This window comes from Natronorubrum sediminis, from assembly GCF_900108095.1.
Lineage (GTDB): Archaea > Halobacteriota > Halobacteria > Halobacteriales > Natrialbaceae > Natronorubrum > Natronorubrum sediminis.
Genome location: NZ_FNWL01000001.1, coordinates 15,171 through 33,009, shown reverse-complemented (window position 1 = coordinate 33,009; position 17,839 = coordinate 15,171). Strand labels below are relative to the sequence as shown.

General features: G+C 59.0%; 14 protein-coding genes and 1 pseudogene. 5 read left to right on the top strand and 10 right to left on the bottom strand.

Going from position 1 to position 17,839, the window contains the following annotated elements:
* Window positions 1-41: 41 nt before the first annotated feature.
* Window positions 42-809: an RNA methyltransferase gene (locus tag BLW62_RS00160; protein WP_090503224.1), complete on the bottom strand. Its 768-nt coding sequence runs from the start codon at window positions 807-809 to the stop codon at window positions 42-44.
* Between the two features lie 1,040 nt (window positions 810-1,849).
* Between BLW62_RS00160 and BLW62_RS00155 the strand changes: the two genes are divergently transcribed.
* The 3 genes and pseudogenes from BLW62_RS00155 (at window position 1,850) to BLW62_RS00145 (ending at window position 5,361) form a co-directional block, all read left to right on the top strand.
* A complete protein-coding gene (locus BLW62_RS00155; protein WP_076577792.1) occupies window positions 1,850-3,085 on the top strand; it encodes a Cdc6/Cdc18 family protein in 1,236 nt (411 codons plus the stop codon).
* A 144-nt stretch (window positions 3,086-3,229) separates the two neighbouring features.
* A pseudogene (folP, locus tag BLW62_RS00150) lies at window positions 3,230-4,087 on the top strand (dihydropteroate synthase); the annotation flags it as partial.
* A 560-nt stretch (window positions 4,088-4,647) separates the two neighbouring features.
* The gene (locus tag BLW62_RS00145; protein ID WP_090503221.1) at window positions 4,648-5,361 is read left to right on the top strand and encodes a 6-hydroxymethylpterin diphosphokinase MptE-like protein; all 714 of its coding nucleotides are present in this window, start codon (window positions 4,648-4,650) and stop codon (window positions 5,359-5,361) included.
* Between the two features lie 63 nt (window positions 5,362-5,424).
* Here BLW62_RS00145 and BLW62_RS00140 read toward each other — a convergent pair whose 3' ends face one another.
* A complete protein-coding gene (locus tag BLW62_RS00140) occupies window positions 5,425-5,619 on the bottom strand; it encodes a hypothetical protein (protein ID WP_139305356.1) in 195 nt (64 codons plus the stop codon).
* Window positions 5,620-5,890: 271 nt separating this feature from the next.
* On the bottom strand, window positions 5,891-7,057 hold the full coding sequence (locus tag BLW62_RS00135; protein ID WP_090503212.1) for a tubulin/FtsZ family protein: 1,167 nt from the start codon (window positions 7,055-7,057) through the stop codon (window positions 5,891-5,893).
* A 312-nt stretch (window positions 7,058-7,369) separates the two neighbouring features.
* Between BLW62_RS00135 and BLW62_RS00130 the strand changes: the two genes are divergently transcribed.
* Together BLW62_RS00130 and BLW62_RS00125 are read left to right on the top strand one after the other, a co-directional pair.
* Window positions 7,370-9,124, top strand: a complete 1,755-nt coding sequence (locus BLW62_RS00130) for an ABC transporter substrate-binding protein (RefSeq protein WP_090503207.1) — start codon at window positions 7,370-7,372, stop codon at window positions 9,122-9,124.
* A 254-nt stretch (window positions 9,125-9,378) separates the two neighbouring features.
* Window positions 9,379-10,251 carry a phosphatase PAP2 family protein gene (locus tag BLW62_RS00125; protein WP_090503203.1) on the top strand — a complete coding sequence of 291 codons (873 nt, stop codon included), beginning with the start codon at window positions 9,379-9,381 and terminating at the stop codon, window positions 10,249-10,251.
* A gap of 35 nt (window positions 10,252-10,286) precedes the next feature.
* On the opposite strand, the gene BLW62_RS00120 is transcribed toward BLW62_RS00125, so the two are convergent.
* The 7 genes from BLW62_RS00120 to BLW62_RS00090 all read right to left on the bottom strand — a co-directional run bounded on the left by BLW62_RS00120 (window position 10,287) and on the right by BLW62_RS00090 (window position 17,823).
* Window positions 10,287-11,255: a sugar phosphate isomerase/epimerase family protein gene (locus BLW62_RS00120; RefSeq protein ID WP_090503199.1), complete on the bottom strand. Its 969-nt coding sequence runs from the start codon at window positions 11,253-11,255 to the stop codon at window positions 10,287-10,289.
* Between the two features lie 66 nt (window positions 11,256-11,321).
* Window positions 11,322-11,636 (bottom strand): hypothetical protein, encoded by a 315-nt coding sequence (locus BLW62_RS00115; RefSeq protein ID WP_090503194.1) that lies wholly within the window; start codon window positions 11,634-11,636, stop codon window positions 11,322-11,324.
* Window positions 11,637-11,843: 207 nt separating this feature from the next.
* On the bottom strand, window positions 11,844-12,935 hold the full coding sequence (locus BLW62_RS00110) for a Gfo/Idh/MocA family protein (RefSeq protein ID WP_342706814.1): 1,092 nt from the start codon (window positions 12,933-12,935) through the stop codon (window positions 11,844-11,846).
* Between the two features lie 96 nt (window positions 12,936-13,031).
* Complete coding sequence (locus BLW62_RS00105; RefSeq protein ID WP_090503186.1) at window positions 13,032-14,219, bottom strand: ABC transporter ATP-binding protein; 1,188 nt, start codon at window positions 14,217-14,219, stop codon at window positions 13,032-13,034.
* Between the two features lie 13 nt (window positions 14,220-14,232).
* Entirely contained in the window at window positions 14,233-15,315 is a 1,083-nt protein-coding gene (locus tag BLW62_RS00100; protein ID WP_394328148.1) for a carbohydrate ABC transporter permease, read from the bottom strand.
* Entirely contained in the window at window positions 15,315-16,358 is a 1,044-nt protein-coding gene (locus BLW62_RS00095; RefSeq protein WP_090503181.1) for a carbohydrate ABC transporter permease, read from the bottom strand. Before BLW62_RS00095 ends, BLW62_RS00100 begins: the two co-directional genes overlap by 1 nt.
* Window positions 16,348-17,823: an extracellular solute-binding protein gene (locus BLW62_RS00090; protein ID WP_090503177.1), complete on the bottom strand. Its 1,476-nt coding sequence runs from the start codon at window positions 17,821-17,823 to the stop codon at window positions 16,348-16,350. Before BLW62_RS00090 ends, BLW62_RS00095 begins: the two co-directional genes overlap by 11 nt.
* Between the last annotated feature and the right edge of the window lie 16 nt (window positions 17,824-17,839).

Below are 17,839 nucleotides of genomic sequence, written 5' to 3'. Positions count from 1 at the left end.
ATACGAGGAATGGACGGTCGGTAAAGTGGTTGTCGACTTTGTTACTGCTTTTCGGGGCGGTCAGTTGCTCGGCGAAGTACGCCGAGGAGCGTGTGTGCTTCTCGCGCTGTCAGATCCGCCCGACCGTGGATCCGACGAAGCATCCGCATCGTTTTGTCGTGTTTTTCGGATGGATGATTGAGTTCCGTGAGAAGCGCGTCCCACTGGTCGTACACTCGATCGACCGTCTCCTGTGGCGCTCGGACCTGCTCGCGGTCGGGAAGCTGTGTGTCTCCCTTCGCGAGTGTGAGTGAGCTGAGTTCGTAGAGCGTGATCGTCGCCGCCTGGCCGAGATTGAGAACGGGGTACTCTTCGGCAGCCGGAATGGAACAAATTTCGTCGATTTGGGCGAGTTCCTCGTTTGTAAGTCCGACACGCTCACGGCCAAAGACGAGTGCAGTTGGTCCCTCGATGGTCTCGAGGCGATCTGCGAGTTCGCCAGGAGTCGAGAACGGAAAACGGATGTGACTGTTGTCGTCTTCGTTCGTCACTGCCGTACAGCCGATGGTGTGATAGTTTTCGACGAGCTGGTCGAACGTTACTTCACTCGCGTTCGGAAGAATGTCGTCTCGAGCGTGTCCTGCGAATCCGTACGCTGGGCCGTCACGGTCGAGTGCTGGCGGGTCGACGAGGAGGAGGTCTTCGAATCCGAAGTTCTTCATGCCTCGTGCAATCGTCCCGACGTTCCCCGGCGTCTGGGCATCGACGACGGCAACTGCTGGCGGTGTTTGATGAGTGACCGTGGACTGGTCGTCTAACTCCTCGCTCATACGCGTTCAGCGAAGATCGGGTCGTGAAACGGGTTACCCTTTCGATTCATCACTCGGCGACTCGAGGACGAAAGCAACGAATGAGAGAGAAGAGAGATTGACCGGAAGAGAACGGGAGTCTTGTTCAGGATACTCGACCTAATCTGGACATCGTCTCGGTCTCTTCATCAGTTTCGATTGATCCTTCTCTCGGTCTCTCGGTCTCTCGGTCTCTTTTTCTCTCTTCTTCTTTCTTCTAGTCTAGCTATTCTAGACTAGCTAACTAGACTAGTTTCTAGACTAGCCAGTTGATACTAATTGTGTTACTATGGTCTTGGAACTGTGCTCCCTTGGAATCGTGTTAGTACGGTCTTGGTTGGGTCGGTATAGTCTCGATTCACGAAGGCGTTTGGTAGTTCTCCGTATCTCGAGACACAACACATATAATGGGGGGAGGGACACACCCCCATCGCGTTTGTAAGGCTGTATGTGTGTGGGGGTTCTGTATTGGTACACACCAGTGCCGCGGATGTAAAATCAGCCCAAATAACTCTGAATGCGGACAAATCAGTCGATAATCTCAGACCCCACCCACCCATTCCCCGTTACAAACGCGATGGGGGTGTGCCTCCCTCGAGCGATGGAATTAACAGGTTCGAACGTCGCGAATGGCGTTTTGAAACACGAGATACGAGCGAGAGCAAGTGGATCGATTTGAGCGAGGGCAAATGGGACGATATGAGCGAGGGCAAGCGAGACTTGCACTGTCCGCTCCTAAAAATCGAGTACACTTCGTAGGAGCGCTCGTTTCACTCACCGTCAGCGTTCATCTCTCCTCGACCCCTCCCTGTCGGCGCAGTTACATCCGCGACGGGGGTGGGGGTGTTTCGCATACCGATCGTCTATCGAACCACAGTGTTAGAAGCGCGATACTGGCAATCTACTGATTCACCGTCACTCCCGCGCGTACAGTCTTTTCAGAGGGGTTCCCACCATATTTACATCCGCGAGCGAAGTCCATAGGTTTATTTCAATCCAGTTGAAAGCCACGAGGTACTGCAATGTCCGCCAACGACGATCGTGATCCGCTCTTTCAATACGACGATCCGGTCTTTGCTGACGAGCGATTGCTCGAGATTACGCACCTCCCCGGCCCCGACCGCATCGTCGGCCGCGACGAACAGATGCAACGCGTCGCAGACGCCCTGAACCCTGCAATCTTCGGCAGCGAACCCAACCATCTATTCATCTTCGGGAAGACCGGAACCGGAAAGTCACTCATTTCTCGATCGGTGACCCAACGTGTCATCTCGGAAGCCGGCCGTGACGACATCGTCGTCAAGTACGCCTTTATCGACTGCGGCGAACAGAACACGGAGGCCTCGGTCATCAAAACGATCGCCCAGCTAGTCAACGAACCCGAAGCGAGTGGCATCTCCGTTCCCGACCGCGGACTCGGCACCGGTGACTACTACAAACGCCTCTGGGAGGCCATCGACCACTGCACGGACGTCACGATCGTCATTCTAGACGAAATCGACATGCTCGAGAACGACGAAGTCCTTCGAAAGCTCTCCCGAGCGGGCGAAAATCGACGAATCTCGGACTCGAGTATCGGTATTATTGGCATTTCGAACAAGATTGACTTCCCCGATCATCTCTCCGAGCGCGTCAAATCGAGTCTTTCACGGGACGAACTCGTCTTTTCACCCTACGACGCCAACCAACTCGTCGAAATCCTCGAGAAACGCCGCGACGCGTTTCACGATGGTGTCCTCTCTGACGACGTGATTCCACTGACCGCCGCATTAGCGGCCCAGGAACACGGCGACGCGAGGAAAGCGATCGACATTCTGCGCAATGCGGGTCGGATCGCAAAGAAACAAAACGCGACGCGCGTTACCGCAGATCACGTCCGGGATGCAAAGGAGAAAACCGAAGCCGACAGGTTCAACGAATTGATCGAGGGCTCTCCACAACAGGCGAAGGCGATCTTGTACTCGCTGACGCTGCTCACCGAGAACAGTTCGGAAAAGGAGTTCCCGACGAAGATTATCTACAACCAGTACAAGTCGATCGCTCGTCAACTCAACTTCGATGTCCTCTCCGAACGGCGAGTCCAGGAGATCCTCCAGGAACAAAACTTCCTCAACGTTATTCAATCCGAACGTGAGGGACGTGGGCGCGGTCGAGGCGCGCACGCGAAACACCGACTCCTCGAGAATCCGTCTATCGTCAAAAAGGTGCTCCTGCGAGATTCGCGACTGGCTGTCCTCGAGGACGACGGCGACGAGTAATCCGTCGCGAGTAACAGGTATCTCCCCCACGCTGTCCTAATTTCTCTCTCTTACACGTCCCAACCATCCCTTCGGAAAGAGCGTAATAATCCGCCCGGACTCGCGACCGGCGTACCTATCAGGCTCTGTTTCCCAGTGTGTGGTATGAACGCTGTCGACGCAGCAGGTCTCGGGATCGGTGACGATTACCCGCCCCGGATTATGGGCGTGTTGAACGTCAGCGAGGAGTCACCGTACGATCCGAGCGTGTTCGACGATCCCGGTGACGCCGCTCAATATGTCGACGAATCGTTGATCGACGAGGGTGCCGATATCGTCGACATCGGACTCGAGTCTGCGAACAAACGCTTCGACGTGCTCTCGGCCGAGGAAGAACTCGAGCGACTGGATATTGCCCTCGAGACGATCGAGAGCGTCAGCGGGGATGCGGTGTTCTCGATCGAAACTCGGTACGCCGAGGTTGCCGACGAGGCGATTTCACGCGGGTTCGACATGGTCAACGACATTGCCGGCTTCGCCGATCCGGAGATGCCGGTCGTCTGTTCTGAGTACGACGTCGCCGTTGCAAAAATGGCGAGTCCGCCTGATCTCGAGCGTCCCGGTGCCGTCGAAGAGACCGACTGGGCCCAACGAAAGTCACGCGAGTGGGCTGGAAACGCTGACTACGTCGACCAGGTTTACGAGGCATTGAAACAAAACGGTCTGACCGAGAAGACGATCATCGATCCGGCGTTCGGTGGGTGGAGCGAGGCGCAAACGCTCGAGAACGACCGAGAGACGTTCCGACGCCTGCGAGAGTTTCGGTCGCTCGAGCGACCGATGCTCGTCTCGATCAACCGGAAGAACTTCCTCGGTGAAATCGCCGACAGGGAGACCGACGACAGACTACCAGTGAGCCTCGCGGCGACCTCGATGGCCGTCGATCGTGGGGCACACATCGTCCGAACGCACGACGTTGGTGAAACGAGGGATGCAGCATTGATTGGTGATGCGTTCGCCGATTCGTGTGCTCGGGACTGATTCGTGTGCTCGAGACGAGTGTCGATCGATTTCTTTCTTCTTCTCTTTAGGGCTGATCTACGCAGTCCCAATGAGGGAAGCCAGTTACTCGTGGTACCAATAACCATGGTATAGCAAAGCCGGGCCGATTCGACTGAATTCACGGCGCTCGAGTATTCTCTCCAGATATTCGTCACGTTCGACAGTATCAGATACCAACTACTGACAGTGCTTAGGTAAGAGAAAGCTTATGCCTGATGCTTCGAAAGGATGGAGTGGACGCCGGGCGGCCTCCCGGGTAGGGGTACTTCGGAGGCGACCTCCCGGCCCACAACACGGAATTATTGTGGCTCCAACCGGCCAGTGACATCTTCACCCGAGCGGTCTGTGTATTCTTGCGTGACTGTTTCGTTTTGAAACAGAACCAACTGTCGAGTGCTGGCTGTCGTGAACGCAAGGTCACATCGTCGTTCGTCGTCCAATCGTCTGTCTCGTTCGTCGTCCTCTCGCTTCTAGAAATCGCGTGCGCAATACAGATACGACTCCACTTCACAAGAGGAAGTATGGAGTTCGACGAGTGGGAACCCGTGTACGAAGCGATTCTCGAGGATTTCGGGTACGGTCGTGAGGGTGACGAGCGAGCACGGGATCTTCTGGGATCGATGACTGGCGCGTTCGATTTCGACGTACTCTCGAGCGTCGAGGGTGCGTCTGTCGCCATCGCTGGGGCGGGACCGTCGCTCGAAGACGGTGCTGCGCTCGAGCGAATCCGGGGAGCCGACGTCGTCTTTGGGGCCTCGACAGCGACCGATCGACTCGCAGCCCACGGCATCGCCGTCGACTGTATGGTGACGGATCTCGATAAGAATCCGGGTACCGTTCGACGTCTCACGGAAGATGGCGTTCCCGTCGCAGTCCACGCTCACGGAGACAATATCCCGCTGATTCGCGAGGTCATTCCGACGTGCACCGACGAATACGTGCTTCCGACGACGCAGGCTGCACCACGGGGTCCTGTCGTCAACGTTGGCGGGTTCACCGACGGGGACCGTGGAGCCTTCCTCGCTGACCACCTCGGTGCCACAACCCTCGAGTTCGTCGGCTGGGATTTCGACGATCCGACGGTCGATGGGCAGAAAGCCCGGAAACTCGAGTGGGCCGAACGGCTGCTCGCGTGGCTTGAGCAACGTCGCGGCGAGGCGTTCGAACTACTAGACGGCCGTCGAGGGGCGATCGATACGAACGACTTGCCAGTGGAACTCACCCGAGACCAGTGACGGCTCACTTCGTGTGCGCGCCGCCGAGGGGCTCGAGGTGAGTACGCTACTCGAGAGACCCGATCACTCGAGGTGGTAGATGGCGATCTCCTCGCGACCGCAAGTCGGACACGAGGGTGCCGACGTTTGCAACGTCGTTCCGCACTGACGACACTCTTCGATGGTCGTTCGGTCCGAATCTCGAGCGAAGACGGCGCGAAGTGATCGGCGGATGCGTGAGTCGCGTCCGCCCCGATTCGGCTGACTCTTCCGTGCCATAGTCGGCAGATCGACCGTATCGGGTTTCGTTATACTCTCCATACCTTGAATAACACAAAATTTGATATCATCGATATCTCGGTTGCGTCGGGTGGTCACACTCGCTGTTCATCAGGAGGGGTTCGCGAGAGGGGGAGGTGAACGAACCATGGCTGGGTGAAGTGAACGATTCCGGCGTCACGGGCTAACTGTGACTGAACAAGGCCACGCTGGCGCCTCGAATTACTAGTATGGTCTCGAGCAATTCAGCCTCGAATTCGCTTCTCGAGCGTTAGAAGAGTGCGTCGAGTTCGCCGCCCGTATCGACAAGTGCTGCGAACTCGTCTTCGGCGTTCGCCTGCACGGTTGCCGTGGTCTCTTTCGCCTCGACAGCAACCTGTTGGAGTTGTTTGACACGCGGAACGTCCGTCACTCCCGAGAGGAGAACGACGGCTCCAACGTCGGTGTCGTCCGCTCGCGGATAATCGCCCCCGCGAATCTCCATGCTCCCCGTTTCGTCCTCGAGCCACTGCCGACCGCGTTCGACGCCCTTTCGGTTGAGGTACTCTGGTGGTCCCGTGGCGACGACCAGACCGCGGTCTGCACTCCCGACGTCACACGGGAGCGTCAGTCGACCCAGCGTCGCCTTTCGGACGAGACTCGTCATCCGGTTGGTGGCGTTCCCCTCGTCGAAATCGTCGGTGCTCCCGGTGAACGACGAAAGCAGTCCATCGCCGCTCGTTCCGACGGATTCACTTGCGTAACCGATCGTCGAGACGCCGCCACTCGAGAGCGTGTTGATGATCTCGGAGGAATCGACGACGCTCTCTGCGACCACGTCGCCGTCTGAGACTTCGCCCGAAGCGAACAGGAGACCGAAGCGTTCGACGATCTCACGATTAATTCGGTCGTAGCCGTCTCCGACGGACTCGCCCGTACTCCGCCAGACGTCGTTGTCGAAGACGAGGAGGTTATCGACTTCCCGGACGAACGTCTGGAACGAGCGTGCCGCGTTGAGCGTGTAGATCCCGCCTTCGTCCATCGCGGGGAGGAGACCCAGCCCGTAGACGGGTTGGGTGTAGATGGTTCGGAGGTGTTTCGCGAGGACGGGTGCGCCACCCGACCCGGTTCCACCGCCCAGACCGGCGACGACGAGGAACGCGTCGAGTTCGTGCGTCGGCACCTGATCGACCGCGTGTTGTATTTCGTCGATGTCCGTTTCGGTGACCGCTGCACCGAGTTCGTTGTCGGCGCCGACCCCGTGACCGTTCACTCGTGCCTGGCCGACGAGCACACGACGATCCTCCGGGACGTTCTCGAGCCCGTGGAGATCCGCCGTCGCCGTGTTGACCGCGATAGCGTCCTCGACGAACCCGCCGCCAATCTCGGAATCGTACGCCAGAAATTGATCGACGACCTTTCCACCTGCCTGTCCAAAGCCAATGAGTGCGAGTTTCATGGGTGTATTCGTGGCCGCTACTGAGGCGAGATTGTTCGACTACTCTGCCGAACGACCGTTTCAGTAGCCGTCTCACAGTTGATCGATCGGCAGACGTTCCTATTGTTATGGATCGAGTACACTCGAATAAATAAGAGTCAATAACCCATTACATTCTCTATTTCTTAGATGTTGGCTGGTCCGGATTCTCGAGATCAAACTGCGAGATGGAGCAATCCTCTCGAGTGTTCCGCGACACGTGAGCTAATCGTCTCGGCGAAATGTCGATTCGAGAGTAAGTCCTATACGCAACGGTAGCGTACCCTCGCTCGTATGGAAGGGGGCGCGCTGCCGACGACGCGACGAGGGCTCATTGCTGGCGGGAGTGTGGCCGCTGTGAGCTCTCTCGCAGGCTGCTTCGATCGACTCTGGTCCCAAGCGGAAACGACCGGTCCGGATCAAGTGACGATGTCGATCAAAACCGTCCCGGCAGACGACGACCCACTCGCCGCAACCATTGCGAACCGGCTCCGTGAAAACTTCACCGAGGCTGGGATCGACGCCTCCCACCACCCAATCGCGAAGGCAGAACTCCACCGTGAGGTCCTCCTCGAGCACGATTACGACGTGTTCGTCGTTCGTCACCGCGGGTTCGACGAGCACGACTCGCTGTATGGGTTGTTACATTCGCAGTTCGTCAGCGAACGGGGATGGCAGAACCCGTTCCAATTCGCTGACCTCACTGTCGACGACCTCCTCGAACGACAACGCGAGGCGTCGAACGACGACCGTCCGACAGAACTCGTCGATCTCGTCGAGTTCCTGTTGGAAGCAGTGCCCTACACGGTGGTCGCACATCCGTACCGAATCAGCGGCGTCCAGTCCAGTCTCGAGGCTGCGACGCCGCCACGAGACATCCCGAGTTACGTCGACCTCCTCTCAGACGAGAACAACGGATCACTGGATGGTCGGGTAGAGTTGGGCGTTTTTGGAGAAAATTTGACTCAACGACTGAACCCACTCACCGTCGATCGGAACCGAATCGACGGGGTGTTGGATTTGCTGTACGATCCGTTAGTTCGCCAGTTCGAAGACGAGTACGTGCTGTGGCTGGCTGCGGACGTCGAATGGGACGACGATAACGGACTTCGCGCCGACGTCACGCTCCGTGACGGCCTCGAGTGGCACGACGGTGAATCGATCGACGCAGACGACGTGGCGTTCACGCTCGAACTCATCGAAGATACGTCGCTCGGCGACGCTGAGAGTGCGATTCCTGCTCCAATCTATCGAGATCAACAACTGCTCGTCGAATCGACTGACGTGTACGCGCCAGACTCGATTTCGATATCATTCGGAGAGGTGTCACGGGACGTAGCCAGACGCGTGTTTACGATGCCACTCCTCCCAGAGCACATCTGGGCCGATCGATCAGAAATTATCGCTAATCGCCAGACTGAGGTACTCGCAAGCGACAACGAGGAACCGATCGGCTCAGGATTGTTCGCATTCGAAGAGGCGACGGAGGACAACGAAGTCCTTCTCGAACCGTTCGAAGCGCACGTCTTCTACGAGAGTGAGGACCGACCATCGGTGCTCGAGAACTTCTCACATTTCGGTGGGCTGCGATTCGATATCGTGTCGAAACCGGGGACGATGGTTGAAACCCTCTTCGACGGTGAAATCGATATCACAGCGAGTGAACTTCCGCCCGAGCGCGTCGGCGACGTCCAGGGGACGAGTGATGTGACGACGGCGATGAATTCCTCGGAGTCGTTCTATATGGTTGGATACAACAACCAACACGACGAGCTTGCGAATCCAAACTTCCGGCGTATCTGTTCGCGCTTGATCGATCGCGAGACGACCGTCGAAGACGTTTTCAACGACTTCGGGGATCCAGCGACGACGCCGGCCAAACTCGTCGGCATGCACAACGCCGACTTCGACGACGATGACGAACTCGACTCGCTCACCCCGGATGTGTTGAACTTTCCGGGGTCTGCAGGATCGATCGATACCGCTCAAACTCGGTCGCTGTTCGAAGATATCGGGTACAGCTACGACGACGGTGTATTGCTCAAGTGATCACGACGACGGCGTATTGCTCAAGTAGTTCCGGTCGGTCGCGTGTGGGAGACTGCGTCGTTCTCACTTGCATTCTCCCGCTCACTGTTGAGTTCTCTTGTTGACTGTCGACAACCCCGCTGGTTGGGGCTACGTCGGTAACTATCCGTCTGTCGACGACGAGCAATTGTTCTACAGTGGAACGTATCGGCCATCCACACCGATACCCATGAAAGAGTTAATGACTCGGAGTCTCTATCTCTACGTAGACCCGAATGGCGCTCCTCTCAGTACTGTTCGAACTCTCGCTCGTCGTGGCGGCGATGCTCGTCACCGGGATACTCGTTATTATCGGTCCCCGAAACCTGCTCGATGCGATACGAGGGTTCCGGTGGCGCCTCGAGGCCTGCCTCTTGCCGTTTGTCGCGTTGGCTGCCGTCTTACTCTTGCGCTGGTCGACACAGGATATCGTGCAGTTGCTCGAGCGTCGCGTCCTCCAGAACAATATCACACCCTATCTCTTCGAGTTCGATCAGACGGTGTTCGGAACGGACCCCGTCGTTATGGTCCAGTCGGTCCAGACGGATCTGGTGACGGCGTTTTTCGTCTTCATCTACATCTACGGCTACGCGTTCTTGTTGTTGTTCCCGTTTCTCGCGTATTTTGCACTCGAGGAGATGGACGACCTCTCGACGCTCATCCTCGCGTTTACCGCGAACTACGCGATTGGGTTGCTCTTCTATACACTCTTCGTGGCGTATGGACCGCGCAACATCGATCCAACCACATTCGAGCCATTGTTGTACGACGTCTTCCCACAGTCGGGGGCGCTCACGACCGAAGTGAATCAGAGCACGAACGTTTTCCCGTCGTTGCACACCTCGCTGTCGATGACCGTCTTCTTCCTCGCGTGGGTAACGCGCCGGAAGTATCCGCTGTGGGTTCCGGTCTCCGGTTTCCTCGCGGTCAGCGTCGCGCTTTCGACGATGTACCTGGGAATACACTGGTTCGCTGACGTCGTCGCCGGCACCATCCTCGCACTCGTGAGCGTCTACATCGGCGTCAACTACACCGTCGACGGCATCGTCGACTCGGTTCGTCGATTCTTCGAGACTCGATTGGACTCGGTTAGCGGAACCAACGAATAATTCGCGGAATCCGCGCGATCGACATCAGCAGTGACTCACTCGGCCCAGTGGGCCTCACCGGGTTCCGTCTCGAATATCGCACGCTCGAGGAGGTCGACCGCCTTCTCGAGGCCCTCTCGCGAACTCGTCAGCGAGTCTTCGTGTTCGATGCTGAGCGTGCCGTCGTAGTCGACCATACGAAGCGTCGAGACGATATCCTTCCAGTGAGATTCGCCGTGTCCGTAGCCGACCGATCGAAAGAGCCACGAGCGATTGGGTTCGTCGTCGTAGGCCGTGGTATCGAGCACACCCTTTTCTCGGGCTTGGGCCTGGTAGATTTTCGTATCCTTCGCGTGGACGTGGTGGATCGCATCGCGTTCGGCGAGGTATCGAATAGCGTCCGTAATCGTGATTCCCTGCCAGTAGAGGTGCGACGGGTCGAAGTTCGCGCCGATTCGCTCGTTTGTCTCGTCGCGGAGTTTCGCCATCCCGTGGGGTTCATAGACCAGCATGTTCGGGTGCATCTCGATCGCGACGTCGACGCCGTGGTCATCCGCGTGTGCAGCGAGGTCTTGCCAGTACGCAGTCGCCTGTTCCCACTGATACTCGAGTGCGCGCTCGTGTTCTGGCGGCCAGGGTGCCGTAATCCAGTTTGGCACCTCGTCGTTGGGGCCGCCGGCGGGGAGGCCGGAAAAACAGGTGACGACGTCGACCTCGAGTTGGTCGGCGAGGACGATCGCTTCACGGAGTTCGGTATCGGCGGCGTCGGCGCGTTCGTCGTCGGGGTGTAACGGATTGTTGTGCGTAGCGAGTGCGCTGATCTCTATTCCGTACTCCTCGAGTTTGGTTCGAACGACCTGTTGGGCGTCCTCGTCGTCGAGGTGATCCGCTCGCGACAGGTGATCTTCCCCGGGATGGCCGCCGACTCCCGGTTCGATCGCGTCGACGCCGATATCCGAGAGATACCCGAGTGCACCCTCGAGCGATTCGTCGGCCAGCGGCGGGGTGTGGACACCGATATTCATACGAGACGACGGTCGACGGCCGGTAAAATAAAACGATGGCCGGCAATCGAGACGGCACGTCTCGAGTTACAGTCGAAGTGGATCGGTCGGTCGTGCTTTTCGCCTCGTCGAGGTGCGTGGCAAGGTTCGAACGAGGGTCGATACGGGTTTGTACGTGGTGGTATCCGTCGGCGATTTGGCCGCGATAATTTTCCAGAATCCGGGCGAGTGAAACGTCACTTCACACCACCCACCGGCGTCGGTTCTGACCCGTTTCGAACCGGCCTCGACGATCGCGCCCTCGATCGGACGGTTGCCCGACGTGACGCGAACGACGACGGGTTCTCCGACGGGGACCTCGTATCTGTTCACCTCGAGAACGAGCGATCGTTTCACGTTCATACTGACGTCTACCACCGTTTGCCCCCAAAAGCGCACACTTGCATGTGACACACGAAAAACCGGAAACAGCTACGGGCACGAACCAACGCTCTCAGTGAGACACCAGTTAGCTGGCACTGAAGGCAGTGCGCACCCGATCCTACCTACGATGATTGTGCGATCGGTGTGAAATCTACTCCGGTTGTCGGTCTGTTCTTGGCCACGAACTCACTCTTCGACGGCGATCGTTTTCCCCGCTTCACTCGAGCGATAGATCGCCTCGATGACCTCCTGGACGGCCAGCGCCTGTTCGATACTGTGTTCAGGCGGGTCGTCACGACGAATACCCTCGAAAAATGCGCGTTGCTCCGCCGAATGGGTGTCGTTCTGGCGCGTTTCGATCGTCGTATTCTCGAGGTGGTCGGGGCCTGTCGTACTCGCCGAGTGAACGGACAGATCACCCTCGAGTAAGTCAAAGCGTGCAGCTGACTCGGTGCCTCGGACGACGAACTCGTGGTTTGCCGGGCGATTCGTCGCCCAGGCGACCTCGAGCGAGATCGTTCGATTCCCCCTACACCGAACGAACGCGCTCGCGGAGTCGTCGACGTCGAATCCTGCGGGTCCGGCGTCTTCACCCCACATCTCGAGGTACGCGTACTCGTCGCTCGCGCCGAACTCACCGCGGGCAACGCCGGTGACCTCTGTGAGATCTGGATAGTCGAGTAAGAACAGCGCGAGGTCAACGGCGTGGACGCCGAGATCGATGAGCGCCCCGCCACCTGCAATCTTGCGTCTGGTGAACCACGAACCTCTCCCCGGGATTCCTCGCCGACGGACGTAGTTCGCCTCGATGTGCGTAATTTCCCCGAGTTCACCGCGAGCGATTCGATTGTGGACGATCTGGACCGCGTTTGCGAATCGGTTGTTGAATCCCACCATGCAGTGGCCGTCCGACTCACCTGCAGCCGCTGCGATTCGCTCTGCACTCTCGAGCGAGTGAGCGAGTGGTTTCTCGAGGAGGACGTGGAGGTCGCGGTCGAAGGCATCGATGGCGTACTCCTCGTGGTACTTGTTCGGTGTCGTGATGATGACCGCGTCGATTGTATCGTAGAGTTCCTGGTGGTCTTCGTAGACGTCCACGTCGTATCGGCGGGCGAATCGAGACCGCGCGTCCGGAGCGACGTCCATGCCGCCGACCAGCGGAATACCGAGATCGACGAGTCGCTCTGCGTGGTACTGGCCGATGTTTCCCAGTCCGATGATCCCTGTTCGTACGTCGTTTCGATCCAGTGTCATTGTCCTAGCCTCGGTGTGGCCGATCCCTCGATATATCCAATATCGCTATATCAAATTAGGGGCTCGACCCTCTTTGCTCCGTTGGCGACTGTCCATTGGCCGCGTTCGTCGCTCGCCGGTTCAGCTATCTGCCTCTCGAGTCGTGGTCCCCGGCTCCCGTTCGGAGTGGTCGACGAGTCCGTGAACGAGTGCGTCACCAGTTTCCGTCTCGAAGAGGTGAATCTTCGATCGATCGAGCACGATGTTCACGTCCTGTTCGACGGACACCTCCGTATCCGGTGTCACGCTCATCAACAGTTGGTCCGACGACGACGTTGGGTCCTCTGCCATCGACTGCGACGACGTTTCTGCGAGCAATAGATAGACGAACACTTCATCACCCATGGGCTCGAGGACGTCGGTCCGAGCGTCGATCGGTGCCGTCGAGTGGTGGATCGTGTCCGCAAACTCACTGAGGTGGATGTCTTCTGGCCGGACGCCGAGTGTCACTGCGTCACCGACGGTTGCGCCCGGGAGCGTCTCGGGATCGAGGTTGACGTGGAAGTTCGGCGTTTGGAGGCCGTCTTCCTCGAGTTCGCCGTCGACGAAGTTCATCGACGGCGAGCCGATAAAGCCCGCGACGAACCGGTTTGCGGGTTCGTTGTAACACTCGAGTGGGGGGGCGATCTGCTGAAGTTTCCCCGCGTTCAAAACGGCGATCCGATCGGACATGGTCATCGCCTCGGCCTGATCGTGGGTCACGTAGATGATCGTCGTCCCCAGTTGTCGGTGAAGACGCTGGAGTTCCGTCCGCATGTGCACCCGGAGTTTGGCGTCGAGATTGGCCAGCGGTTCGTCCATCAAGAAGACGTCCGGATTGCGAACGATCGCGCGGGCGATTGCCACCCGCTGGCGTTGGCCACCGGACATCTCGTCTGGCATCCGCTCGAGCATGCCCTCGAGTTGGACGATGTCGGCTGCTTGCTCGACGCGGCGTTCGATCTCCTCGTCGTCGTACTTGCGCAGGCGAAGCCCGAAGGAGATGTTCTCGAAGACGTCCATGTGGGGGAAGAGGGCGATGTTCTGGAAGACCATCGCGACGCCGCGGTCCTTCGGTGCGAGCGTGGTAACGTCGTCGTCACCGATGTACACCTTCCCGTCTGTGGGTTTCGTCAGACCCGCGACTGTCTCCATTGTCGTCGACTTGCCACAACCGGAGGGGCCGACGAAGGTGACGAACTCGCCGTCTTCGATGTCGAGGCTGACGTCGTCGACTGCCGTGACGTCTTCGTAGCGTTTCGTGACGTTCTCGAGTCGTACTCGTGCCATGGTTGTATCTTGGTTACTCCTTGAGCGCGCCGGCGGTCAGTCCGCTCACGATCTTCTCCTGGGCGATGATCACGAGGATCGCGACCGGAATGACGCCGATAATGCTCGAGGCAGCCATCAGGTGGTACATCACTTCGTATTGGCCCTGATAGCCGAGGATACCCTCGAGAATCGGTGCCCAGTTCTCCGGTTGGCCGTCGGTCATCAGGAACGAGAAGAAGAACTCGTTGTAGACGGCAATGAACGTGAGGACGCCCGCGGTCGCGACGCCGGGGGCCGACAGCGGGATGATGACGCGAAACAGCGCGCCGAGGCGAGTCGTCCCCTCGACGCGGGCGGCGTCCTCGAGTCCGTCGGGAATCTGGCTGTAGAACGTCGTCAGGATGAAAATCGCCAGCGGCATGAAGATCGCCGAGAGGGGCAACACCATCGCTCCGGGGGTGTTGTACAGCGAGCCGTCGCCCGTAATCGGCTCGAGGGCGACAAATTGCGTGTTGAACAACTCGTTGAGCGGAATGAAAAACGCGGCTGGCGGGAAGAAGGAGATGACTAAGACGAGCAACATGAGCGGCACTTTGCCCGGGAACTCGAGGCGGCCGAAGGCGTAGCCCGCGAGGCTGGCGACGATCAGGACGAAGATTGTCGAAGCCGTCGCGATGACGAAGCTGTTGAAGATGTACCAGTGAAACGGCAGCACCTGGAAGACCTCGACGAACGCGCCGGGATTGAATCCGTTTGGCGTGAGGATGATATCCTGTTGTTGTCCCTCCGGCGTGAGTGCGACCATAAGCAGCCAGTAGAACGGAAAGAGCGTCGTGAACAGGAAGAAAATCGTGGCAGTGTAGAACATCGCTCGGTACGCCCGCGTCGGGTTCGAGATGGAACTCGCGACCCACCGCTCGAGCGGTCCGCGGTCGAGTTCCGCGTCGTCTTCACCCATCAGTGCGTCGGGCTGTTGTGATTCGGGACTCCCGCCGTCGGTCATCCGCCGGGGTGTCGTCTGAGTCGGGTCCGCCCCGCGTGTTTCCTCTGATACGTCGTCTGAGGAGCGATCGAGCGGGTCGTCTCCGCCGGTCGGTGAGGTATCGTTCGTCATCAGTAGAGCCCTCCTTGCGTGTCGCGGAAGAAGAACACGTACACCGAGATGATCAGGCCGATCACGAGCGCCGTCGCGAACGCGATGGCGGCCGCCGTCGCGAAGATTCGCGTCCCGCCGAACATCGCTTCGACGACGAGACAGGTCAGCGAGGGGACGGTCGTACAGCCGGCAGTCGATTCGATGAGTCCGTAGACGCGCATCGCGTCCATCGTTCGGAACAACATCGCGACCAGCAGGGCTGGCATGACGAGGGGCAGCGTGATTCGCTTGAATCGTTGCCACGGCGACGCACCGGCGACGCGTGCGACGTCGTAGAGGCTTCGGTCGACGCTCTGGAGGCCCGCGAGGATGAGCAGGGCCATGAACGCCGAGGACTTCCAGATGTCCGCGATGAGGATGATGATGAACGAATCCTGGCTATCAGCCAGCGGATCGGCCCCGAAGAGGCCGAGCCACTGCATCAGATCGCTGCCGAAGCCGACTTCGGGTTGGAACAACAGGAAGAAGATCATCCCCTGAATCACGATGGGCACCGCCCACGGGAGGATGATCGCGACGCGAACCCACCGTCGGCCTCGGAACTCTTGATCGAGGACGTACGCCTGTCCGAACCCAATAAGGGTCTCGGCGATGACGCTGATGACGGCGAACGCGAGCGTCACGAACAACGCTTGCTGCAGGAACGGCACGCCGAGTTCGACGAACGGAAACGACGTCGAGACCGTGACGTCGAGGAACTGCCGGGCGAGTCGGGCGTTGCCGGTGAGTATGTCGATGTAGTTCTCGACGCCGACAAACCCGCCGAGTGGCTCCGCACCCCGCGTCTCATCAGAGCGCAACGACATGACGAACGTCTGAATGAGCGGGTAGAACGCGATCAACGTGAGTAACGCGAACGCAGGTATCAACAGCAAGTAGGCGTACGCGGCCTCGCTCAGATTCTCCATCCAGTTGACGACGACGTTTCCGCTTCGGTCTCGGTCTCGTTCCCGCCCTTCTTCTCCGCCAATCAACGGGTTCTCGTCGGTATCAGTCGCCATGTTGCTCGGCCACCTCCGATTCGCTCCGCTCGAGTCGCTCGTCCAGATCGTTCATCGCTTCCTCGGGCGATTTCGCGCCGCGATAGGCCGCGTTGACCTCCTGGAAGATGAGCGCCGATTGTTCCGGCCAGACGTCGGTGACCGGCCGCGAAATCGCATTTTCTCCAGCTAACTGGAGCTGGTCGGTGTACCGTGCAATCGGGCCGATCTCGTCCGGATCCGCCTCCTCGATGAGGTCGATGTTCGGCGGCAGGAAGCCCTGGAGTTCGAAAATCGTGAGCATGACTTCCTCGTGGGTGAAGGCCTCGAGCACCTCGAGTGCGAGATCCTCGCGGTCGGTGTAGGGACTGAGCGTGAGGTGCCACCCGCCAAGTGCGGCGGCCGTTCCACCGACGCCCTCGTACTCCGCGTCGTCTTCGGAGACCGCGTACGGTTGGGCCATCACGCCGAGGTCCTCGCCGAACACTTCGTCGTCGCCGGTTTCGGCGATCGAAAACGGCCAGTTTCGGTGGGCGACGGCGTCGCCTCCCGCGAACGGCCCGAGTGACTCCTCTTCGGACCACTGAACGATGGCCGAGGGGCTGATCTGGGGGTAGCCCTCGAGTGCGTGCTCGTCGTCTTCGCCGTGGATGAACGCTCGCATCATCCGAATTGCATCCAGAACGCCGTCGTCGGTGACGGTAATGGGCCGTTCACCGGCGACGAAGAGGTTCTCCGTGCCGCCGAAGTAGCCACCGCCCCAGGTTGTCATCACCTCGTTGAACGAACAACACGCCAGTCCCTCGAATGCGGCCGCCTGCGTGGTGTAGCCGAAGTCGATGTCGTGTTCGGACTGCGTCTCGGCGACCGCTTCCGAGAACAGTTCCCACGACGGCGGCTCCGCGGCCCACTCTTCCGTGTCGTAGCCGGCGTCCTCGACGAGATCCTGGCGGTACAACATCATGCCGAAATCGGGAAACAGCGGAATGCCGTGGATATCTCCCGTTTCCGGGTGCTGGGTCGTCTCGAGCGCCTCCTCGAGATACTCGGATTCGATGCGCTCGACGACGTCGTCCGGAAGCGCGTCGGTCAGGTTTCGCGTCTGCCCGCGAAGGATAAACGGAATCGTCCACCCGCTGTCCATCATGTGAATGTCGGGGGGTGCTCGGCCGGCTTGGAGCGTCGCCTGGGCTTCTTGCATTCGCTGGACCGAGTCGCTGACGACCGTCTGGAGTTCGACCGTGATATTTTCGTCGAGTCCGGCGTCCCACAGTGCTTGCTGGACCGAGGGTTCCCCCTCTTCCGTGTGGAGAATTTCCTCGAAATCAGTCGCACCGGTCATGACGACGGTCGTTTCGTCTCGTCCACGTCCGAGACAACCGGCCAACGCCGTCGTGGTGAGCACCGTCGATACTGACGCGGTTCGTACGAACGTCCGGCGTGACACGCCAGCCCGCTGGAATCGTCCGCCAGTCTCGTCTCCCATCCGAACTCAATACACG